Source organism: Bradyrhizobium cajani (assembly GCF_009759665.1).
In the GTDB taxonomy this organism is placed as follows: Bacteria; Pseudomonadota; Alphaproteobacteria; order Rhizobiales; family Xanthobacteraceae; genus Bradyrhizobium; species Bradyrhizobium cajani.
This window is the reverse complement of sequence record NZ_WQNE01000004.1, coordinates 1-22,753: the sequence shown is the minus strand read 5'-3', so window position 1 is coordinate 22,753 and position 22,753 is coordinate 1. Positions and strand designations below refer to the sequence as shown.

The window sequence follows — 22,753 nt, the reverse complement described above, 5'->3', positions numbered from 1 at the left end:
TCCGATGCGCCGGATGATGGCCGCGATCGTCACGCTGGTGCTGCTGGCATGTCCTGCGGCCCACGCGGTGCAGCCCGACGAGATCATGTCGGATCCGGCGAAGGAGGCGCGCGCGCGGGACCTGTCGCGCGAGCTGCGCTGCATGGTCTGCCAGAACCAGTCGATCGACGATTCCGACGCGCCGCTCGCGCGCGATTTGCGCCTGCTGGTGCGCGAACGGATCGCGGCCGGCGACAGCAATTCGCAGGTGCTCGACTTCCTGGTCGCGCGCTACGGCGAGTTCGTGCTGCTCAAGCCGCGCTTCGAGGGCCAGACCATGCTGTTGTGGCTGCTCGCACCGCTGCTGCTGATCGGCGGCGGCCTGGCGCTGTGGCTGCAAATCCGGCGTCGCTCGCGGAGCGGTGCAGACCTACCAGCGCCGCCGCTCACGCCGGATGAAGAGGCGAGGCTCGCGGCATTGATGTCGGACGACGCCAAATCTTCCTGACTGCCTGATGTCGTCGTGGCTACGTAACGATACGTAGGCGGCCGGTCGCCGCGCGCTTCATGGTATGTTGACCTTTGTCTGGAAGCTTGTCGCGAGATCCGATTCCAGACTCTGAGTCCCCCGATGTTCGCGAACAGCAATCTGACGATCCGCTTCCTGGTCGGCGCCGTCGTCGCCGCATTATTGTTCTTGCTGGGCATCGGCGGCGGCACCGGCTTTGTCGCGGTGCTCTATCTCAACAACGAAATCACCAGCCTGTCGTCGGACTTCGCCGCGCTCAGTGGGCCCGCGCGCGAGCACGCGATGCAGATCTACCAGCAGGCCCAGACGGCGTTCTCGTATTTCCTGATCGCCTGCGGCGTGATCGCCGTTGTCGCCTTCGCGATCTGCCTCACCACCTGGTTCGCCGTGCGCAACGGCATCCTCAATCCCCTGGCGGCGATCGTGCATGCCATGCGCGAGGTTGCCGACCAGAAGTTCGAGACGCCGGTTCCGGGGCTCGGCGGCACCAACGAGATCGGCCTGCTCGCCGGCGCGCTGGAGGTCTTCAAGACCAACGGCCTCGAGCGGCGGCGCCTCACCGAACAGCAACTCCGCGAAGCGCAGCACCAGGCCGAGCGGTCGACATTCCTGGACGACCGGATCAGGCGTTTCAACGATCTCGTCGCCAGCGTCGTCGACAGCGTGGCATCGTCGGCCGTGCATCTGAAGAGCAACGCCGAGACGCTGTCGCGGACGGCCAACGACACCAGCACCAAGGCCAATGCGGTGGCGAGCGCCGCGAGCCAGGCCAGCACCAGCGTCCAGACTGTCGCGGGCTCGGCCGAGGAGATGACGAATTCGATCGGCACGATCAGCCGCCGCGTCACGGATGCGACCCAGCGCGCCGAGGGGGCCGCGACGCAGGCCGAGAAGAGCCGCGACACCATCCACACCCTGTCGGATGCCGCCGACAAGATCGGCGAGGTCGTGCAGCTCGTGCAGGCGATCGCCTCGCAGACCAATCTGCTCGCGCTCAACGCCACCATCGAGGCGGCGCGGGCCGGGGAGGCCGGCAAGGGGTTTGCGGTGGTTGCCTCCGAGGTGAAGAATCTGGCGCACCAGACCAGCAAGGCGACGGAGGAGATCACCTCGCACGTCGCCAGCATCCAGGGCATCACCGCCGAGACGCGCGGCGCCATTGACGGCATCTCCAGGACGCTGTCGGAAATCTCCTCGATCATGTCCGGCATCGAGGTCGACACCGCCCAGCAGCGCAACGCCACGCAGGAGATCACGCGCAGCGCGCAGGATGCCGCGCACGGCACGCTCGACGTCTCCAATCACATCGTCCAGATCACCTCGACCTCCGCGCAGACCGGGCGCATGGCCGCCGAGGCCCGCGATTCCGCCGTCGATCTGTCGCGGCAGGCCGAGACGCTGAAGCGCGAAGTCGACGAATTCATCGTCAGCGTCAGGGCGAGCTAGCATCGCCCGTACACGCTCTGGGCGTCCGTCACCGGAACCCGACTAAGTTCCTGTCAGGCCAGCATTTTCGGCCTGCGATAAACTGCCGCATCGACGCGACCCTTCATTACGAAAGTTTAACCCCGCCGCCAGCGCATGGTAAGGCGCGAGCCCCCATCTTCAGGATCGTAACGTGCCGCCATCAGGCACCAAATGGATTTCAAGGCCCTGGAGATCTCTGCATGACCGACCGTCCCGACCTCTCGAACCTTCCGTCCTACCGGCAGCCGCGCCGGTCGGTGTTCTCCGCGCGCAGGATCGCGCTGATGGCCTCGGTCGTCGCCGGCCTCGGCGCCGCCGCCTACGGCTTTGGCCCGTCGCGCTCGCCGGCCGACCTGTTCTCGAGCCCGGCGCATGCGCAGGTGAACAACGAGGTCCGCAAGGTCGAGCGTCCGATCGGTTTCGCCGACATCGTCGAGCGCGTGAAGCCGTCGGTGATCTCGGTGAAGGTCAACATCAAGGAGAAGACCGCGAGCAACGATGACGGCGATGATTCCTCCTCGCCGTTCCAGCCGGGCTCGCCGATGGAGCGCTTCTTCCGCCGCTTCGGCGGTCCGGACGGCATTCCCGGTCTGAAGGGCGGCGGTCGTGGCCGCGTCGTGCAGGGCCAGGGCTCCGGCTTCTTCATCTCGGCTGACGGCTATGCCGTGACCAACAACCACGTGGTCGACGGCGCCGACAAGGTCGAGGTCACGACCGACGACGGCAAGACCTATACCGCCAAGGTGATCGGCACCGACCAGCGCACCGACCTCGCTTTGATCAAGGTCGAGGGCAGCTCGAACTTCCCGTTCGCCAAGCTTGCCGACGGCAAGCCGCGGATCGGCGACTGGGTGCTCGCGGTCGGCAACCCGTTCGGCCTCGGTGGCACCGTGACCGCGGGCATCGTCTCGGCCAGCGGCCGCGACATCGGCAACGGTCCGTATGACGATTTCATCCAGATCGACGCGCCCGTGAACAAGGGCAATTCCGGCGGTCCGGCCTTCAACACCGAAGGCGAGGTGATGGGCGTCAACACCGCGATCTACTCGCCCTCCGGTGGCAGCGTCGGCATCGCGTTCTCGATTCCGGCCAACACCGTGAAGAGCGTGGTGGCCCAGCTCAAGGACAAGGGCTCGGTCAGCCGCGGCTGGATCGGCGTGCAGATCCAGCCGGTGACCTCAGACATCGCCGACAGCCTCGGCATGAAGAAGGCCGAAGGCGCGCTGGTGGCGGAACCGCAGGCCAACGGTCCGGCGGCCAAGGCCGGCATCGAGTCCGGCGACGTGATCACCGCGGTCAACGGCGAATCCGTCAAGGATGCCCGCGAGCTCGCGCGCACCATCGGTGGCATGGCGCCCGGCGCGACCGTGAAGCTCAACGTGCTGCACAAGGGCCAGGACAAGGTCGTGAACCTCACCCTCGGCCAGCTGCCGAACACGGTCCAGGCCAAGGCCGACAACGACAATGACAGCGGCAAGGCTGCGCCCCGCGGCACCGACGTGCCCAAGCTCGGCATGACCGTTGCGCCGGCCAATTCCGTGGCCGGTGCCGGCAAGGAAGGCGTCGTGGTCACCGAAGTCGATCCGAAGAGTGCCGCGGCCGAACGCGGCTTCAAGGAAGGCGACGTGATTCTCGAAGTCGGCGGCAAGAGCGTCAGCACCGCCGGCGAAGTCCGCGACGCCATCAACACGGCGCGGACCGACAACAAGAACAGCGTCCTGATGCGCGTGAAGAGCGGCGGCCAGTCGCGCTTCGTCGCAGTGCCCATCGCCAAGGGCTAATCAAGGGCTAATCAAGGGCTAGGGCCTTCAGGAGCTTGAGAGATGAGGGGTGTCGCCGGCATCAGTCGCCCCCGCCGTCGGCGCCCCTCTGGGGAGCAGCGCAACGTTTGCTCCCCCTGTCTACCTTCCGGTGGAATTACGCCCCCCTCCGTCGGAAGGCCTAGGGCGGTGGAGTCCCCCCAGCTTCACCGCCCGCCTTTTTCTCGTTTCGGGACTCTTCCGCTCGGCTTGCATGCGATTGCCGCTCGCGCCATGTTTAGAGAAGGTTGACCTCCTTGACCGCCGCCGAACGCACGATGCGCCTCCTCATCATTGAAGACGACCGCGAGTCCGCCGACTACCTCGTGAAGGCGTTTCGCGAAGTCGGACACATTGCCGACCACGCCGCCGACGGCGAGGAAGGCCTCGCCATGGCCGAGAACGGCGATTACGATGTGCTGGTGGTGGACCGGATGCTGCCCAAGCGCGACGGGCTGTCGCTGATCGGCGCGCTGCGCGACAAGGACAAGACGACGCCGGTTCTGATTCTGTCCGCGCTCGGACAGGTCGATGACCGCATCAAGGGCCTGCGGGCCGGCGGCGACGACTATCTGCCGAAGCCCTATTCCTTCGCCGAGCTCCTGGCCCGGGTCGAGGTGCTGTCGCGTCGCCGCGGGGGACCTGCCGAGGACACGCTCTACCGCGTCGGCGATCTCGAGCTCGACCGGCTGTCGCACCGCGTTGCCCGCGGCAAGGACGAGCTGACGCTCCAGCCGCGCGAATTCCGGTTGCTCGAATATCTGATGAAGCATGCCGGCCAGGTGGTGACCCGCACCATGCTGCTGGAAAATGTCTGGGACTATCATTTCGATCCGCAGACCAACGTGATCGACGTGCACATTTCGCGGCTGCGCTCCAAGATCGACAAGGGTTTCGAGCGGCCGCTGCTGCACACGATCCGCGGCGCCGGGTACATGATCCGTGACGGCATTCGGTAAACTCGTCCGCACCACGGCATTCCGGCTGACGCTGGTCTATCTATTGCTGTTCGCGATGTTCGCGGCCTCGCTGCTGGCCTATTTCGCCTGGAATACGCGGCGGTTGATCACCGAGGAAATCACGCAGACGGTGAATTCCGAGACCTCGGAGATCAACGAGATCTATGATCGCGGCGGCTTGGTCCGCCTCGTGCGAACGATCGAGTACCGGGCGCTGCGGCCGGGCGCCAACCTCTATCTTGTGACGACGCCGACCGGGCAGGCGGTGGCCGGCAATGTCGGCTCCCTCGCGCCCGGCGTGATGGCGACGCGCGGCTGGTCCGAGACCGCCTATCGGCGGATCGAGGATGCTGACGAACGCGACCATCGCGCGCTCGTCCGTGTCACCGAGCTCGAGAACGGCTTTCGCCTGCTGATCGGCCGCGATCTCGACGAGCGGCGGCGCCTGTTCGGCATCGTGGCCAAGGCAGCGCAATGGTCGGTCCTGATCGTGGTGGTGCTCGGGCTCGGCGGCGGCATCTTCGTCGCGCGCCGCGTCTTGACCCGCATCGACGCCATGACCGGCACGACCCAGCGCATCATGACCGGCGACCTCAGCGAGCGCCTGCCGGTCGGGCGCAGCGGCGACGAGCTTGACCGCCTCGCCGAGAACCTCAACGCCATGCTGGAGCGGATCGAGGCGCTGATGGCGGGGCTGAAGGAGGTCTCCGACAACATCGCCCACGATCTCAAGACGCCGCTGACGCGGCTGCGCAACCGCGCCGAGGAGGCGCTGGCGAAATCGGGCACCGAGGCCGATTACCGCGCCGCGCTGGAGCGGACCATCGAGGAATCCGACGGCCTGATCCGCACCTTCAATGCGCTGCTGATGATCGCGCGTGCAGAATCCGGCCAGGCGCGCGGCAACATGGACGATTTCGACGCGGCCGATGTCGCCCAGGGCATCCACGAGCTCTACGAGCCGCTCGCCGAGGACGACGACATGACCCTGAAGGTCAGGGCCGATCCGACGCCGGTTCACGCCAACCGCGAGCTGATCAGCCAGGCGCTCGCCAATCTCGTCGAGAACGCGATCAAGTACGGCAAGCCGGCGGCGCAAACCGGCGGAACCGTGGTCAACATGGACGCGCGGCAGATCACGATCGAGGCGCGGCGCGAGGGCGACCAGGTGCTGCTCAGCGTCGTCGACCGCGGTCCCGGCATCCCGGAAGCGGATCGCAAGCACGTCGTCGAGCGATTCGTCCGGCTGGAAGCCAGCCGCACACTGCCGGGCTCCGGCCTCGGCCTCAGCCTCGCCTCCGCGGTTGCCACGCTTCATGGCGGCGAATTGCGGCTGAGCGATGCCCAGCCTGGTCTCGTCGCCACGCTGGTGCTGCCGGCGCGCGCGGGCGCCAGCGACAGGGTTGCTCCTCCAATGCCGGATGTGCCACAGAAGGTGGCATGAACCACTCCGCGCCGGGAAACGCGGACAAGCATGGTGAGAGCCTCGCCGCACGCTTCGCGGAGGCTCCCTGTGTTGCCGCTTCCACAACCGACGACAGACGCTTTGGGAATTGGCTGGCCGAGCTCGAGCCGGCGCAATCGGCCCGTCTCGAAGCCCTGCTGGTTCATCCCTTCGCGCGGGATATCTTGACCGGCATCGCGGAGTTCTCGCCCTATCTGTTCGATCTGGTGCGCGCCGATCCCTTGCGCCTGATCCGGCTGCTCGAATGCGATCCGGATGCGCATCTGCCGGCGCTCATCGCAGAGGCGAGAGGCGCGGTGCTGGCGGCATCCGACGAAGCCGAGGTGATGCGGCTGCTTCGCCGCATGAAGGCGGAAACTGCGCTCCTGACCGCGCTCTGCGACATCGGCGGGGTCTGGCCGGTGATGCGGGTGACGGCGGCGTTGACCGACGTCGCAGTGTCCTCGGTGCAGGCGGCGCTCCGGTACCTGCTGCGGCAGGAAGCCGCACGTGGCAAGCTCTCGCCGCCCAATCCCGAAGCTCCGGAGGAGGGCAGCGGTCTGATCGTGCTCGCGATGGGCAAGATGGGTGCGGGCGAGCTGAACTATTCCAGCGACATCGACCTCATCGTGTTCTTCGATCCCGACGCCACGACGCTGGCGGCGGATATCGAGCCGCAGCCGTTCTTCGTCCGGCTGACGCAGGGAATGGCGCGCATCCTCCAGCAGCGCACCTATGACGGCTATGTCTTCCGCGTCGATCTGCGCCTGCGCCCCGACCCGTCCTCGACGCAGGTGGCGATCTCCCGCGACGCCGCGCTGAACTATTACGAGCGGGAAGGGCGCACCTGGGAGCGCGCCGCGATGATCAAGGCGCGCGCCTGCGCCGGCGATGCCGGGGCGGGCGAGGCGCTGCTTGCCGAGATCGCGCCCTTCGTCTGGCGCAAGCATCTCGACTTCGCCGCGCTTGCCGACGTCCACGACATGAAGCGGCAGATGCAGACCTATCGCGGCCAGAGCGAGATCGCAGTCGAGGGCCACAACGTCAAGGTCGGGCGCGGTGGCATCCGTGAGATCGAGTTCTTCGCGCAGACGCAGCAACTGATCGCCGGCGGCAGGCATCCGGAATTGCGGGTGCGGCCGACGCTCAAAGCCCTCGACGTGCTCGCCACCAGCAACTGGATCACCTTCGAGGCACGCGACGAGCTGACGCGGGCCTATGAATTCCTGCGCCGGGTCGAGCACCGTCTCCAGATGATCGCCGACGAGCAGACCCATGCATTGCCCGAGGACAGGGAGGCGGTCGAGCGTTTTGCCTGGTTCTTCGGCTACCCGGATCGCGAAGCCTTTGCCCGCGACCTGCTGCGCCAGCTCGAGATCGTGCAGGGGCATTACGAAAAACTGTTCGAAGGCGACGATCCGGCCGGCACGGCAAACCTGCCGGCGGTCGACTATCGTGCCGGCCCCGAAGACGCGCGCCTGCTGCAGCATCTGGCGACGCTCGGCTTCAAGAAACCCGCCGCCCTCGCACAGACCGTCTGCGACTGGATCACCGGCGACTATCGTGTGTTCCGCAATGAGGCGACGCGGAGCGCCTTCGTCGAGTTCGTCCCGGCCCTGATCGACGGGCTTGCGCATGCCGAGGAGCCGGATCGCGCCGTCGCGGCCTTCGACCATTTCCTCCGCGCGCTCCAGCGCGGCGGGCGGCTGATCACACTGCTCGGACAGAACCGCGATCTCGTCGCGCTGGTGGCGCTGGTGCTCGGCGCGGCGCCGCGGCTCGGCGAGATGCTGGCGCGGCAGCCGCAGCTGATGGACGGCCTGATCGATCCGCGCTTCTTCGGCGCGATGCCCGACAGGCAGGAGCTGTCGGCTCGCCTCGCGGCCACCGTGCGCGATGCGGACTCCTATGAGGAATTTCTCGATCGCCTTCGTCTGTTCGGGCAGGAAAGCCTGTTCCTGATCGGTACGCGCATCCTGTCCGGGACGGTCTCGGCGCAGCAGGCGAGCACGGCCTTTGCGGACGTCGCCGAAGGCATCGTCCATACCGTGCACGGCCTCGTCGCCGATCGCTTCGCCGTCCAGCACGGCCGGATCACGGCTCAGGAGACCGCGGTGATCGCCATGGGCCGGCTCGGCAGCCGCGAGATGACGGCGTCGTCCGATCTCGATTTGATCCTGCTCTACGATTTCGACAGCGACAATCCGGACTCGGACGGGCCGAAGTCGCTGCAAGGCGCGCATTACTTCGCGCGCTTCACCCAGCGCCTGATCAGCGCCTTCACGACGCGCACCAATTACGGCGTTCTCTACGAGATCGACATGCGGCTGCGTCCGTCGGGGCGCGCTGGTCCCGTGGCCTCAAGCCTCGTTTCGTTCGCGGACTACCAGGCCAACGAGGCCTGGACCTGGGAGCACATGGCGCTGACGCGGGCGCGCGTGGTATCGGCTTCGCCCGAGTTCCGCGAACGGATCGAGCGCGTCATCCGCGAGGTCCTGACCCGCCGCCGCGATCCCGCAATCACCGCCAACGACGTCGCCGACATGCGGCGCGCGATCGCCCAGGAGAAGGGCGAGGCCGATTGCTGGGATCTCAAATATGCCGCCGGCGGCATGGTCGACATCGACTTCATCGCGCAATATCTCCAGCTCGTGCACGCCCATGACATGCCGGAGATCCTCGACGTCAGCACGATGGTAGTGCTGGACAATGCATGCCGGCTCGGCGTGCTCGCGCAATCTGAAACCGAGATATTGCGCGCCGCGGCGCGGCTCTATCACGACCTCACACAGATCCTGCGGCTCTGCGTCAGCGACCGCTTCAAGCCTGAGACCGCGGGTACCGACCTCCTGCGCGTGATGGCGCGCGCCGGCGATACGCCGGACTTCTCGTCGCTGGAGGCGCGTGTGAAGGAAACGCAGAGCGAGGTACGGCGCGTGTTCAGGACGCTGCTGGAACGGACGTAGCCTGCTTCAGCGAAGCGAGCGCCTCGCGCACGTTCGGCTCCAGGCCCGCGCCGCCGGCATCGAGATGGGCGAAGATCGCGCGCTTCATCCGGGGATCCCAGAACTTCTTGATGTGCTCGGCAATCCCCGGCACGGCCTTGTCATGGCCCTGGCTCTGGAAGAACTTGCCGATCTGGTTGGCCATGTAGATCAGGCGGTCAGGCGACATGAGCAACCTCCGTGGCATGGCGCGCAACGACGCGGCTCCCATGCGAAAACACTTCGAACCCGTCCTGGCGGGCAATGGCGATCAGCGTGATGCCGGCGGCTTCCGCCGTCCGTACTGCAAGTGCTGTCGGCGCGGAGACCGCGACCATCACCGGCGCGCCGATCGCGGCGGTCTTCTGCACCATCTCGACCGAGACACGGCTCGTCAGCAGCACCATGCCGCTGCGAGCGTCCGTGCGGCTGCGCGCCAGTGCGCCGGCGAGCTTGTCGAGCGCGTTGTGACGGCCGACATCCTCGCGCAGGGCGACGATGTTGCCGGCAGGGGACCAGAAGGCGGCGGCGTGAACTGCGCGGGTTTGCAGATTGATGGATTGCAGCGGCGCGATGGCCTGCATCGCCGCCATGATCTGTTCGGGCGTGAAGGTCTGCCCCTGCGGCACGAGGGCCGCAGGCCGTACGGCTTCGGCGATGGATTCGACGCCGCAGAGGCCGCAGCCGGTGGGACCGGCGATGTGCCGACGGCGCTCGCTGATGCGTGCGGCATCTTCCGGTGCAAGCCACATGCGCAGCTCGATGCCGTCGTCGAGACGAACCACCTCGAGTGACTTGATGTCGTCAACCGATTTGATGATGCCTTCGTCCAGGCTGAAGCCGACGGCAAAATCTTCCAGGTTCTGCGGCGTTCCCATCATGACGGCGTAGGTGCCGCCATTGTAGGTCAGCGCCAGCGGCGTCTCCTCCGGGATCAGCCGCGTCCCCTCGGACGCGACACCGTCGCGCCAGATCTCGCGGTCGATCGCTTGCACCGCCACGTGCATGCCGTTACTCCGCAGCCTCGGCCGGCGCGATGCGGCGGGAGTGCCGCGCCTGCGCGTCATAGGCCTTCTGCCAATCCGACGGGCCGTTCGACGGCGAGACCTGTACCGCGGTGACCTTGTACTCGGGACAGTTGGTCGCCCAGTCCGAATAGTCCGTCGTGATGACGTTGGCCTGCGTGTCCGGGTGGTGGAAGGTGGTGTAGACGACGCCGGGCGCGACGCGATCGGTGATCTCCGCGCGCAGCGTGGTCTCGCCGGCGCGGCTCTTCAGCCGCACCCAGTCGCCGTCGCGCACGCCGCGCTGCTCGGCATCGTGCGGATGGATCTCCAGCCGGTCTTCGGCATGCCACACCACGTTCTCGGTGCGCCGCGTCTGCGCGCCGACATTGTACTGGCTCAGGATGCGCCCCGTCGTCAGCAGCAGCGGGTAGCGCGGCCCGGTGCGTTCGTCGGTCGCAACATATTCGGTGACGACGAACTTGCCCTTGCCGCGGACGAAGCCGTCGATATGCATCACCGGCGTGCCCTCCGGCGCCTTCTCGTTGCAGGGCCACTGCACCGAGCCGAGCTCGTCGAGCCTGGCGTAGGAGACGCCGGCGAAGGTCGGCGTCAGTGCCGCGATCTCGTCCATGATCTCGGAGGGGTGGCTGTACTTCATCTCGAAGCCCATCGCCTTGGCGAGGCCGATGGTGACCTCCCAGTCTGCAAGGCCGTTCTTCGGCGTCATCACCTTGCGCACGCGCTGGATGCGGCGCTCGGCGTTGGTGAAGGTGCCGTCCTTCTCCAGGAAGCTCGAGCCGGGCAGGAAGACGTGGGCGTAGTTCGCGGTTTCGTTCAGGAAGAGATCGTGGACGATGACGCATTCCATCGCCGACAGTGCCGCCACCACGTGCGAGGTGTTGGGATCGGACTGGAGGATGTCCTCACCCTGCACGTAGATGCCCATGAAGGTGCCTTCGACGGCGGCGTCGAACATGTTGGGGATGCGCAGGCCCGGCTCCGGGTTGAGCTTGACGTTCCACAGCGCCTCGAACTGGTCACGCACGGCATCGCCGGAGATGTGGCGGTAGCCGGGCAGCTCGTGCGGGAACGAGCCCATGTCGCAGGAGCCCTGCACGTTGTTCTGGCCGCGCAGCGGATTCACGCCGACGCCGGGGCGGCCGATATTGCCGGTCGCCATCGCGAGGTTGGCGATCGCGATCACGGTGGTCGAGCCCTGGCTGTGCTCGGTGACGCCGAGGCCGTAATAGATCGCGCCGTTGCCGCCGGTGGCGTAGATGCGGGCGGCTTCGCGCAGATCCTTCGGGTTGACGCCGGTCAGGATCGCGGTCGCCTCCGGGCTGTTGTTCGGCTGGGCGACGAAGGCGGCCCATTCCTCGAACTCGGTCCAGTCGCAGCGCTCGCGCACGAAGGATTCGTTGACGAGGCCTTCGGTGACGATGACATGCGCAATCGCGGTCATGACCGCGACGTTGGTCCCGGGCATCAAGGGCAGATGCAACGCCTTCACATGCGGCGATTCCACCATCTCGGTGCGGCGCGGATCGATCACGATCAGTTTTGCGCCCTGGCGCAGCCGCTTCTTCAGCCGCGAGGCGAACACCGGATGCGCCGACGCCGGGTTGGCGCCGATCACGACGACGACATCGGTGTCCTCGACCGAGTCGAAATCCTGCGTGCCGGCGGAGGTGCCGAAGGTGGTGGCGAGGCCATAGCCGGTCGGCGAGTGGCAGACGCGGGCGCAGGTGTCGACATTGTTGTTGCCGAAGCCGGCACGGATCAGCTTCTGCACCAGATAGGTTTCTTCATTGGTGCAGCGGGACGAGGTGATGCCGCCGATGGCATCGCGGCCGTATTTCTTCTGGATGCCGCGCATCTTCGCCGCGGCGAATGAGAACGCCTCATCCCAGGACACTTCGCGCCAGGGATCCTCGATCCGCTCGCGGATCATCGGCTTGAGGATGCGTTCTTTGTGGTTGGTGTAGCCCCAGGCGAAGCGGCCCTTGACGCAGGAATGGCCGCGATTGGCCTTGCCGTCCTTGTACGGCACCATGCGCACGACTTCCTCGCCGCGCATCTCGGCCTTGAAGGCGCAGCCGACGCCGCAATAGGCGCAGGTGGTGACGACGGAGTGCTCGGGCTGGCCGATCTCGATCACCGACTTTTCCGTCAGCGTCGCGGTCGGGCAGGCCTGCACGCAGGCGCCGCAGGAGACGCATTCCGAGCCGAGGAAGCTCTCGCTCATGCCCGGAGAGACGCGGCTGTCGAAGCCGCGGCCGGAGATCGTCAGCGCGAAGGTGCCTTGCACCTCCTCGCAGGCGCGGACGCAGCGCGAGCAGACGATGCACTTGGAGGGATCATAGGTGAAGTAGGGGTTGGACTCGTCCTTCGGCATCCAGGCGGGATTCACCTCGCCGTTGGATTTGGCGAAGACATGGTTCTCGCCCTCATAGCCGTAGCGCACGTCGCGCAGGCCGACGGCGCCGGCCATGTCCTGCAATTCGCAATCCCCGTTCGCGCCGCAGGTGAGGCAGTCGAGCGGATGGTCGGAGATGTAGAGCTCCATCACGCCCTTGCGCAGCTTCTTCAGCCGCTCGGTCTGGGTGTGGACGACGAGGCCGTTCATCACCGGCGTGGTGCAGGAGGCCGGCGTGCCGGCGCGGCCCTCGATCTCGACGAGGCAGAGCCGGCAGGAGCCGAACGCATCGACCATGTCGGTTGCGCAGAGCTTCGGGATCTGGTGGCCGGCGTCCATCGCGGCGCGCATGATCGAGGTGCCCTCGGGCACCGTGACCTGGTTGCCGTCGATGGTCAGCGTCACCATCGTTTCCGATTTCGAGCGCGGTGTTCCGAAGTCGATTTCCTCGATCAGAGACATTGTCGTTCTCCTATTCCGCGGCCTGAAGCGTGGTCGGCGCCGGGACGAAATCCTCCCGGAAGTGCTTCAACGCGCTGAGCACGGGGTAGGGCGTGAAGCCGCCGAGTGCGCAGAGCGAGCCGAATTTCATGGTGTTGCAGAGGTCTTCGACCAGCGCGAGATTTTCGCTCACGCGCTCGCCATTGATGATCTTCTCGATGGTCTCGACGCCGCGGGTCGAGCCGATCCGGCACGGCGTGCACTTGCCGCAGGATTCGATGGCGCAGAACTCCATGGCGAAGCGCGCCTGCCGGCGCATGTCGACGCTGTCGTCGAACACGACGATGCCGCCATGGCCGATCAGGCCGTCGCGCGCGGCGAAGGCCTCGTAGTCGAACGGCGTGTCGAACAAGGCGCGCGGGAAATAGGCGCCGAGCGGGCCGCCGACCTGCACCGCGCGGACCGGACGGCCCGTGAAGGTGCCGCCGCCGACGTCGTCGACGAGCTCGCCGAGCGTCACGCCGAACGCCGTCTCGAACAGGCCGCCGTGACGGATGTTGCCGGCGAGCTGGATCGGCATCGTGCCGCGCGAGCGGCCCATGCCGAAATCGGCATAGGCCTTGGCGCCTTCGGCGAGGATGAAGGGGATGGCGGCGAACGACAGCACATTGTTGATCACGGTCGGCTTGCCGAACAGGCCGTGATGCGCGGGCAGCGGCGGCTTGGCGCGCACGAGGCCGCGGCGGCCTTCGAGGCTCTCCAGCAGCGAGGTCTCCTCGCCGCAAACGTAAGCGCCGGCACCGACGCGCACTTCGAGGTCGAAACCGTAGGTGGAGCCGCCGATCTTGTCGCCGAGATAACCTCCGCGCTTGGCCGCTGCGATCGCGGCGTTCATTGCCTCGACGGCGTGCGGATATTCGCTGCGGATGTAGATGTAGCCTTTGGTCGCGCCGACGGTGATGCCGGCGATCGTCATGCCCTCGATCACCAGGAAGGGATCGCCCTCCATGATCATGCGGTCGGCGAAGGTGCCGCTGTCGCCTTCGTCGGCGTTGCAGACGATGAACTTGCGGTCGGCTTTCGCCTGCGCGACGGTCTTCCACTTGATGCCGGTCGGAAAGCCCGCGCCGCCGCGTCCGCGCAGGCCGGACGCCGTGACTTCGTTGAGGATCGCATCCGAGCCGAGCGACAGCGCGTGCTCCAGGCCCTTGTAGCCGCCATGGGCGCGGTAGTCGTCGAGCGAGCGCGGATCGATCACGCCGCAGCGGGCGAAGGTGAGGCGGGTCTGGCGCTTGAGCCAGGGGATCTCGTCGGTCGCCCCCAGCCGCAGCAGATGCGGCGTGTTGCTGGCGAGCGCGTCGAGCAGGGAGGGCACATCGGCCTCGGTGACCGGGCCGAAGGCGATCCGGCCCTGGGGCGTCGCCACCTCGACCAGCGGCTCCAGCCAGTACATGCCGCGCGAGCCGGTCCTGACGATCTCGACCGCCACGCCGCGCTTGGCCGCGGCCTGCTCCAGCGCAAGCGCAACCTCGTCGGCGCCGACGGCGACCGCGCCCGCATCGCGTGAGACGAAAAGACGGATGCTCATCGCTGCGCCTCCGCAACCAGCGCATCGAGGCGCTTCTGATCGAGCCGGCCGATGAGCCGGCCGTCGAGCATCGCGGAGGGCGCGGTGGCGCACAGGCCGAGGCAGTAGATCGGCTCCAGCGTGACGCGATCGTCCGCCGTGGTGCCACCGAGCGAGACGCCGAGCTTGGCCTCGGCGCGCGCAGCCAGCGCATCGCCGCCCGCGGCCTGGCAGGCCTCCGCGCGGCAGAGCTTCAGCACATGGCGGCCGGCCGGCTTGTGGCGGAAATCATGGTAGAACGTGAACACGCCATGCACTTCGGCGCGTGACAGGTTGAGAGCTTGCGCCACCATGGGAACGGCCGCTTCCGGCACGTAGCCGAACGCCTCCTGGAGCGCGTGGAGAATCACCAGCGTCGCGCCTTCCTGCTGAGCGTGTTCGGCGATGATCTCGGCGCCGCGTGTTTCGTCCCAGGGCTCGTAACGAGGCTCGTAAACCGCTGTCATTTGTCGTTCTCAACCAGAGCGTTTCTTTCTCGCAAACTATTTGGAATCATTCGAAGATCAATAAAGCTGTTCCGTGCTGCGATTGCGAATTCAGATCGATTTGGAAGCGCAATCGGGCGATACGGAAATGCGATAAAGACGCCTCCGCCTGCCGGTTTTTCCGTGTTGGCGAGGACCCGGCATGCTAGCTTGCATGCCAAGCCATAATTCGAGGGGACGCACGGTTGATCGACAAGCTTGAACTGCTGCTGGCGCTGGCGAAGGAGCGGCATTTCGGACGCGCGGCGGAGGCCTGCGGCGTGACGCAACCGACGATGTCGACCGGGCTCAAGCAGCTCGAGGAGATCCTCGGCGTGATGCTGGTCCAGCGCGGCTCCCGTTTCCAGGGTTTTACCCCGGAAGGCGAGCGGGCACTGGACTGGGCGCGGCGGATCGTGGGCGATGCCCGCGCCATGCGTGACGAGATCAACGGGCTGAAGCATCAGCTCTCAGGCGAGATCCGCATCGCGGCGATCCCGACCGTGCTCGGCATGGTCGCCGCGCTGACGACGCCGTTCCGCGCCAGGCATCCCGAGGTGCGCTTCCGTATCCAGTCCACCACGTCATCCGAGGTGCTGGGGCTGCTCGAAAATCTCGAGGTCGATGCCGGGCTGACCTATATCGAGAACGAGCCGATCGGCAAGGTGCGCACCATCCCGCTCTACAACGAGAGCTATCGCCTCTTGACCGCGCCCGATGCGATGTTCGGCGACCGCGAGACGGTGACGTGGAAGGAGGTCGGGCAGGTGCCGCTGTGCCTGCTCACGCCCGACATGCAGAACCGCCGCATCATCGACCGCGCGTTGCGCTCGGTCGGCGCCGAGGCGACGCCGACGCTGACCTCGAACTCGCTGCTCGTGCTGTTCACGCACGTCAAGACAGGCCGTTGGGCGAGCGTGATGCCGGCCAAGCTGGCCGAGACGCTCGGCCTGTCCGATACGGTGCGCTCGATCCCGATCGTCGATCCCGAAGTCAACTACAGCATCGGCATGGTGATCCCGCAGCGCGATCCGATGACGCCGCTGATCGCAGCGCTGGTCAATGTCGCGAGGGAAGTCGCGCCGACGCTGCAATTGTAGGGGCTGTAGCGCTTTCCCGAGCAAGCGCCTCGTCCTTCGAGACGCCCGCTTCGCGGGCTCCTCAGGATGAGGCTCCGTTGTATAGGTGTTCGTTGAAACGGCTGCCGCGTACTCCGCCCTCATCCTGAGGGCCCGCCGGAGGCGGGCGTCTCGAAGGATGGCCGCAGGCGAGCTTCGCCTTGCTCTACGCCGCGACCGAGACCCCAGACGCCGCCTTGATCGCATCGCGGGGCAGCGTCACGCGGACGACGGTGCCGACCTCGAGCTTGGAGCGCAATCGCATCGTACCGCCATGGAGCTGTGCCAGCGAGCGCGCGATCGCCAGCCCAAGTCCCGAGCCGTGATAGGTCTTGGTGAGCTGGCTCTCGACCTGCTCGAACGGGCGGCCGAGCCGCTCCAGCGAATGCGGCGCGATGCCGATGCCGGTGTCGGCGATCATCAGCACGATCCGGTCGTCGAGCTGCCGGCTGCGCACCACGATGCGTCCGCCGTCGGGGGTGAACTTCACCGCGTTGGAGAGCAGGTTGACGACGATCTGCTTGGTCGCGCGGCGGTCGGCGACGACGGAGATGGATTTCGCGATGTCGGCATCGAGCTTCAGATGCTTGTCCTGCGCCCGGCCGGAGACCACCCGCAAGGATTCGGCCAGCGTCCGCGACAGGTCGAGCTCCTCCATGTCGAGCTTCATGCGGCCGGCCTCGATCTTGGACATGTCGAGGATGTCGTTGATGACCTCGAGCAGGTAGTGCCCGCTGGTCAGGATGTCCTGGCAGTATTCCTGGTACTTCTCGCTTCCGAGCTCGCCGAACATGCCGCTTCCCATGATCTCGGAGAAGCCGATGATGGCGTTGAGCGGCGTGCGCAGCTCGTGGCTCATATTGGCGAGGAATTTCGACTTGGTCTGGTTGGCTTCCTCGGCGCGGGTCTTCTCGCGCTGGTATTTCTCGGCGAGATCGGCAAGCTCGTTGGTCTGGCGCTCCAGGGCTGCCTGCGAGCGTTTGAGGTCGATGACGGTGGCGCGCAGGCGCAGGTCGTTGTCGACCAGCTTCTGCTCGTGCTCCTTGATGCGGGTGATGTCGGTGCCGACCGAGACGTAGCCGCCGTCCTTGGTGCGGCGCTCGCTGATGTGCAGCCAGCTGCCGTCATCGAGCTGTGCCTCGAAGGTGCGGGCGCCCGGGCCTTGGGCGGCGGTCTCGTTGTGGCGGGTGCGCACCTCCGGCATGCGGCCGACTTCCAGCACGGTCTCGTAGGAGGTGCCGGGGATGACGGCCGTGTCGGGCAGCTTGTGCAGGCGCTGGAAGTGCGAGTTGCAGAGCACGAGGCGGTCGCTCGCGTCCCACAGCACGAAGGCCTCCGGAATCGTCTCGATCGCGTCGCGCAGGCGCAAGTCGGCTTCCACCGTCCTCTCGGCGAGGCTCTTCTGCTCGGTGATGTCGACGGCGATGCCGATCAGGTGCACGCTGGAATCGGTCGCCCCGCGGGTTTTTTCGCAGCGGACGCGGAGCCAGATCCAGTGGCCGTCGACATGCTGCATCCGGAAGGTCTGGTCGATGTGGTCGATCTTCTCGGAGATGAGCTGGTCGGCGATCGCGAACAGGTCGATGTCGTCGGACTTCACCAGCGCATTGACCTCGCCGAAGGTGAGGAGCTCGTTGCGGCCGTCGAGGCCGAGCATCGAGAACATCGATTGGGACCAGAAGATCCGGCCGCGCGACAGATCCCAGTCCCACAGCCCGCAGCGGCCGCGGTTGAGCGCGGTGTCGATGCGGCCGCGCACGGCGTCGTTGATGAGGTCGCCTTCGCGGGCGCGGGTCGACTGCCAGTGAAAGGCAAAGCCCAGGATCAGGACGACGAAGCCCGTAGTCGCCGACAGCGTCACCGAGAGCGCGGCGTCCGAGCCCCAGATCGGCTCGTTGCGCTCCTGGATCACGGTGACGAAGCCCGGCAGCGACTTGATCTGGCGCGAGGTCGCCATCGCGGCGTTGCCGCTCGGCAGCGTCATGTCGGAGATGTTGCCGTCGCGCGGCGGCGACGCCACCAGCTGCGCCGTGGTGATCGCATCGAGCAGGCGGTCGTTGCCAGAAGGATCGCTGTCGACCGGGATGCGGGCGAGGATGCGGCGGTCGACGCCGGCCGAGGTGACGATGACGTGGCGGCCCGTGGCCGTGCCCCAGGACGGGATCAGGTCCGGCAGCAGCGTCGGCAGGGTCTCGATGTTCTTGAGCCGCTCCTGTCGCACGGAGGTGAGGCGGTCGATGCGCTCGGCGAGCAGGTCGGCCAGCGCCGAGATGTCGTGACGGATCACCAGCCGCTTCTGGCGCATCTGATCGACCACCTGCACGAACGCGCCGAGGCAGATCGTGATCAGGAACGCGATGATGAGCGTCGGCACGGCGCGGCGCAGCGCCGGCTCCGCGATCAAAAGCCGATGATAGGCAGGTTTCGCGATCGATTGCGCCAATCCCTTGATCGAATCGGATTGGACGCATGCGTTCGCGGCGTCTGCACGCGACATGCCTTCGGCCCCCTGAAAACCTGAGTTTCGAAAGCAGCCCCACGTCGCTTTCGAATCACACCGATTTGAATCCAGTTTTCGCGGGCTGTCGAGAGTCAACGAATCGTTAACGCGAAATTATTCTTATCCAACGCGCAGTTTGCGCATCGCGCGTCCGCAAACTCACGTCCGCGATGAGTCCGAAACGAGAACGTGTGACTCCTCGTACATTCCGTCTCATGCGCGCGGCGGCTCGGCGTGGCTGATGACGCGCTTCACGCTCGGGAACGCGCGCCGCAATGCGCGCTCGATCGCGTCGACATGCTCATGCACCTTGATCACGCTCATCGACGGCGCAGCGCGGCAATGGAAGTTGACGATCTCGCCGGCATCGGTGTTGCGGACGCGGACATTATGGATGTCGTGGATCTCACCCTCACCGGCGAACTCGGCCAGTGCAACGGCGATGGCCTGCACCCGTTCGGGGGGAGCATCGACCCCGAACGGCAGTTCCGGTTCCAGCGGCTCGATATGGACGTCGACCTCGACATCCTCGCCGAACTCCTCCTGGATGTTCCGCTCCAGCGTGTTGGCGATGTCATGGGCGGCCTCGAGCTGCATCTCGCCGTCGACCTCGAGGTCGATGCCGACGATCAGCTTGGCGCCGAGGTCATGCACCGTGACGTGGTGGATGGCGAGGCCGGTGTTGCGCGCGATCACCATGATGCGGTCGCGCACGGTCTCGTTGTTGCGCGCCACGGGGACGGCCGTGAAGGTGAGGTCGGCATCGCCGAATGTTCTCGTGACGGCGGCTTGCGCATTGCGCTTGATGTCTTCGACGCGGTCGATCGGATAGGTGCGCGGCACCTTTGCGATGCTGTCGATGAAAGTGGTTGCGCCGACCATGCGCACCCGCAGTCGCTCGACGTCGATCACGCCGGGCACGCTGCGGATCGCCGCGGTCGCCTTCTCCAGCGCGCCTTCCGGAGCGCGGTCGACCAGCGTCTGCACCGTCGAGCCCGCCATGCGCAGGCCGAGGGCTGCGATCATCACGGCGACCGCGGCGGCCGCGGCCGCGTCGCCCCACCAGAAGCCGAGGGCGGCGAGGATCAGGCCCACGATGACGGCGCAGGAGCCCATGACGTCGGAGGCGAAATGCAGCGCGTCCGCCGCCAGCGCCTGGCTCCTGGTCTCCCGTGCGGCACGGTGCAGGGCGCGGGCGCGCCACAGATTGACGGCGATGTCGATCACCAGCACCACGAACGGCACGGCCGAAATCGTCGGCGGCGGGGTTCCCTCGCGCAGGCGGCTATAGGCCTCGACCAGGATGCCGCCGGCGAGCACGTAGAGCAGGGCGGTGACGCCGAGCGCGGAGACGCTTTCGAGCTTGCCGTGGCCGTAATGATGCTCGTCGTCGGCCGGCTTGTCGGACACCCGCACCACCGCCCAGGTGATGATGGTCGCGATCAGGTCGATCGAGGAATGCAGCGCCTCCGAGATCAGCGCCAGCGAGCCGATCGCGATCCCGACCACGAACTTGGCCGCCGCCATGCCGCCGCTGGCGAAGATCGAGATCGCGGCGACCGAAGTCTTGTTGTGCTGGGAGGTCATGGCCGGGGATTTAGCAGCCCGCGGGTGAACATCAAGCCGTGATCCACAGCTGTAGTCGCTAGTGATTTGCAGGAGCGGGGGCCTCGCACCACCAGTCATTCCGGGGCGCAGAAGGCGAACCCGGAATCTCGAGATTCCGGGTTCGATGCTTCGCATCGCCCCGGAATGACAGCGAGGCCTCACACCGTCACGACGATCTTTCCCAGATGCTTGTTGGCCTCCATGTGCTCGAACGCCTTGTCGATGTCGGCGAATGCGAACACCTTGTCGATCGGCAGTTGCAGCCTGCGCGCTTCCACCGCACTCCAGATATCCTTGCGAACCTCTTCAAAAATCTCGCGGATCTCCTCGATGGTGCGGGTGCGAAAGGTGACGCCGACATAGTCGATGCGGCGCGCGGCATGCAGGTCGAAGTTGAAGTCGGCATGGGTGCCGCCGAGCCGGCCGACATTGACGATACGGCCCTTGATCTTCGTTGCGGCAAGGTTCTGGCTCGCGACCTTGCCCGAGACCTGGTCGACGATGAGGTCGACGCCTTCGCCGTTCGTCGCCTTCAGCACCTCATCGACCCATTTGGGATCCGAGGAATCGACGGCGAGGTCGGCGCCATACTCGGTCAGCCGGCCGCGGCGGTAGGCGTCGGTCGACGAGCCGATCACGAGCTTTGCGCCCTTGAGCTTGGCGATCTGCATCGCCATCAGGCCGACCCCGGAGCTCGCGCCCTGGATCAGCACGCTCTGGCCGGCTTGCACACCCCCGACGGTGACGACGGCGTTGTGCATGGTCGCGAGCGCGACGGGCAGGGTGGCGGCTTCCTCGAAATTCATGTTCGAGGGCGTGCGGAACAGCCGGCCATGGTCAGCCAGCGTGTATTCGGCAAACGCCGCGCCGCCCGAGCCCATGATGCGGTCGCCGACCTTCACGCCCTTCGCATCCGGTCCGAGCTCGGCGACCTCGCCGGCCCATTCCATGCCGAGCACGGTGCCGACACCGCCGGCCGCGCCATGGGCGTGGCCCTTGCGCATGCCGGTATCGGCGCGGTTCAGCCCGCAGGCGCGGACGCGTACCAGCACCTGCGTGCCTTTAGGCTTTGGTTGAGCGACGTCGGAAATCCTAGCGCCGTCAGGGCCGTAGACATAAGCCTTCATCAATTGCTCTCACTTCTTGAAGTGACTATTCCGCAGCTTGCGCGTTCGGATGAACGATCATGCCTTCGAGCCGGCTTCTGATGATCGCCTCCGCCTCGCGCACGATGCGCGAGACCAGCTCGGCGCAGCTCGGGATGTCCTGGATCAGGCCCTGCACCTGGCCGGCCGACCAGATGCCTTCGTCGGAATTGCCGGTGGCATAGACCATCTTGCCGCGGGTACCGGCGACGAGCTCGCGGATGTCCTCGAACCTGGCGCCTTCCTTCTCCATCGCGACCACCTTGGTCGAGATCGCATTCTTCGCAACGCGGGAGGTGTTACGCATGGTGCGGAAGATCAGCTCGGTCTCGCGCTCGTCATTGGCGACGATCCTCTCCTTGATGAGCTGATGGATCGGGCTTTCCCTGGTCGCCATGAAGCGCGTGCCCATGTTGATGCCGTCGGCGCCGAGCGCCAGCGCGGCGACGAGGCCGCGGGCATCGGCAAAGCCGCCGGAGGCGATCATCGGGATATTGACCTTGTTGGCCGCGGCCGGGATCAGGATCAGGCCGGGCGTGTCGTCCTCGCCGGGATGGCCGGCACATTCGAACCCGTCGATCGAGATCGCGTCGACGCCCATGCGCTCGGCCGAGAGCGCGTGGCGGACGCTGGTGCATTTGTGCACGACCTTGACGCCGTGCCTTTTGAACTCGTCGACATGCTCCTGCGGCTTGTTGCCGGCGGTCTCGACCACCTTGATGCCGCTCTCGATGATGGCGGCGCGGTATTCGGCGTAAGGCGGCGGCTTGATCGCGGGCAGGATGGTGAGATTGACGCCGAAGGGCTTGTCGGTGAGGTCGCGGCAGCGCGCGATCTCCCTGGTGAGGTCCTCCGGCGTCGGCTGGGTCAGCGCCGTGATGAAGCCGAGCGCGCCGGCATTGGCCACGGCCGCGACCAGCTCGGCGCGCCCGACCCATTGCATGCCGCCCTGGACGATCGGGTGCTCGACGCCGACGAGCTTGGTGAACCGTGTCTGCAACATGATCAGTTTCCCCCGCCTCGCGTGGCGCTCTGTTATCGGTTGATGGCGGGAGGATGCCGCCCGGGTGGGGAAAAGTCTATTGCGCCGCCGTGCGGTGGCGGCGGGGCGATCATGCGGGAGATGGGGGAGGATTCCGCGGGGCGGATAATCGGGCGCTGGGCCTTCATCGGAGCGACCGCCGGGACGACGCTCAGCCGTCTTCGAGCCCCACTGCCTCCACATCGTCATTGCGCGCGTAGCGAAGCAATCCAGTTCGGGTCCGC

16 protein-coding genes are annotated in these 22,753 nt (G+C 66.5%); 7 read left to right on the top strand and 9 right to left on the bottom strand.

Features of this window, described 5'->3' with window-relative positions; all coding sequences use genetic code 11:
- Positions 1-4: 4 nt before the first annotated feature.
- The 6 genes from GPL20_RS07075 (at position 5) to GPL20_RS07050 (ending at position 9,143) form a co-directional block, all read left to right on the top strand.
- A complete protein-coding gene (locus tag GPL20_RS07075) occupies positions 5-487 on the top strand; it encodes a cytochrome c-type biogenesis protein (RefSeq protein ID WP_157328895.1) in 483 nt (160 codons plus the stop codon).
- 123 nt (positions 488-610) lie between these two features.
- Positions 611-1,954, top strand: coding sequence for a methyl-accepting chemotaxis protein (locus GPL20_RS07070; RefSeq protein ID WP_157328894.1), 1,344 nt, complete (start codon positions 611-613; stop codon positions 1,952-1,954).
- Between the two features lie 221 nt (positions 1,955-2,175).
- Positions 2,176-3,756, top strand: a complete 1,581-nt coding sequence (locus GPL20_RS07065) for a Do family serine endopeptidase (RefSeq protein ID WP_157328893.1) — start codon at positions 2,176-2,178, stop codon at positions 3,754-3,756.
- Positions 3,757-4,052: 296 nt separating this feature from the next.
- The gene (locus GPL20_RS07060) at positions 4,053-4,733 is read left to right on the top strand and encodes a response regulator transcription factor (RefSeq protein ID WP_157328892.1); all 681 of its coding nucleotides are present in this window, start codon (positions 4,053-4,055) and stop codon (positions 4,731-4,733) included.
- Positions 4,717-6,177, top strand: coding sequence for a sensor histidine kinase (locus tag GPL20_RS07055; RefSeq protein WP_254125518.1), 1,461 nt, complete (start codon positions 4,717-4,719; stop codon positions 6,175-6,177). The genes GPL20_RS07060 and GPL20_RS07055 overlap by 17 nt, the downstream gene beginning before the upstream one ends.
- Positions 6,174-9,143, top strand: coding sequence for a bifunctional [glutamine synthetase] adenylyltransferase/[glutamine synthetase]-adenylyl-L-tyrosine phosphorylase (locus GPL20_RS07050; protein WP_157328891.1), 2,970 nt, complete (start codon positions 6,174-6,176; stop codon positions 9,141-9,143). The genes GPL20_RS07055 and GPL20_RS07050 overlap by 4 nt, the downstream gene beginning before the upstream one ends.
- Here the strand turns inward: GPL20_RS07050 and GPL20_RS07045 are convergent.
- The 5 genes from GPL20_RS07045 to GPL20_RS07025 are packed head-to-tail and all read right to left on the bottom strand — an operon-like array spanning position 9,118 to position 15,098.
- Positions 9,118-9,351, bottom strand: coding sequence for a formate dehydrogenase subunit delta (locus GPL20_RS07045; protein WP_167532930.1), 234 nt, complete (start codon positions 9,349-9,351; stop codon positions 9,118-9,120). The genes GPL20_RS07050 and GPL20_RS07045 overlap by 26 nt on opposite strands.
- Positions 9,341-10,168: a formate dehydrogenase accessory sulfurtransferase FdhD gene (gene fdhD, locus GPL20_RS07040; RefSeq protein WP_157328889.1), complete on the bottom strand. Its 828-nt coding sequence runs from the start codon at positions 10,166-10,168 to the stop codon at positions 9,341-9,343. The genes GPL20_RS07045 and fdhD overlap by 11 nt, the downstream gene beginning before the upstream one ends.
- Before the next feature lie 4 nt (positions 10,169-10,172).
- A complete protein-coding gene (gene fdhF, locus GPL20_RS07035; protein WP_157328888.1) occupies positions 10,173-13,046 on the bottom strand; it encodes a formate dehydrogenase subunit alpha in 2,874 nt (957 codons plus the stop codon).
- 10 nt (positions 13,047-13,056) lie between these two features.
- A complete protein-coding gene (locus GPL20_RS07030; RefSeq protein ID WP_157328887.1) occupies positions 13,057-14,613 on the bottom strand; it encodes a formate dehydrogenase beta subunit in 1,557 nt (518 codons plus the stop codon).
- Positions 14,610-15,098, bottom strand: coding sequence for a formate dehydrogenase subunit gamma (locus GPL20_RS07025; protein ID WP_157328886.1), 489 nt, complete (start codon positions 15,096-15,098; stop codon positions 14,610-14,612). Before GPL20_RS07025 ends, GPL20_RS07030 begins: the two co-directional genes overlap by 4 nt.
- 224 nt (positions 15,099-15,322) lie before the next feature.
- Between GPL20_RS07025 and GPL20_RS07020 the strand changes: the two genes are divergently transcribed.
- Entirely contained in the window at positions 15,323-16,216 is an 894-nt protein-coding gene (locus tag GPL20_RS07020) for a LysR family transcriptional regulator (protein ID WP_157328885.1), read from the top strand.
- A 184-nt stretch (positions 16,217-16,400) separates the two neighbouring features.
- Here GPL20_RS07020 and GPL20_RS07015 read toward each other — a convergent pair whose 3' ends face one another.
- The 4 genes from GPL20_RS07015 to GPL20_RS07000 all read right to left on the bottom strand — a co-directional run bounded on the left by GPL20_RS07015 (position 16,401) and on the right by GPL20_RS07000 (position 22,490).
- The gene (locus tag GPL20_RS07015; protein WP_157328884.1) at positions 16,401-18,731 is read right to left on the bottom strand and encodes a PAS domain-containing sensor histidine kinase; all 2,331 of its coding nucleotides are present in this window, start codon (positions 18,729-18,731) and stop codon (positions 16,401-16,403) included.
- A gap of 216 nt (positions 18,732-18,947) precedes the next feature.
- The gene (locus GPL20_RS07010) at positions 18,948-20,321 is read right to left on the bottom strand and encodes a cation-efflux pump (RefSeq protein ID WP_157328883.1); all 1,374 of its coding nucleotides are present in this window, start codon (positions 20,319-20,321) and stop codon (positions 18,948-18,950) included.
- A 179-nt stretch (positions 20,322-20,500) separates the two neighbouring features.
- Positions 20,501-21,469 carry a zinc-binding dehydrogenase gene (locus GPL20_RS07005; RefSeq protein WP_157328882.1) on the bottom strand — a complete coding sequence of 323 codons (969 nt, stop codon included), beginning with the start codon at positions 21,467-21,469 and terminating at the stop codon, positions 20,501-20,503.
- 25 nt (positions 21,470-21,494) lie between these two features.
- The gene (locus GPL20_RS07000; protein WP_157328881.1) at positions 21,495-22,490 is read right to left on the bottom strand and encodes an NAD(P)H-dependent flavin oxidoreductase; all 996 of its coding nucleotides are present in this window, start codon (positions 22,488-22,490) and stop codon (positions 21,495-21,497) included.
- Between the last annotated feature and the right edge of the window lie 263 nt (positions 22,491-22,753).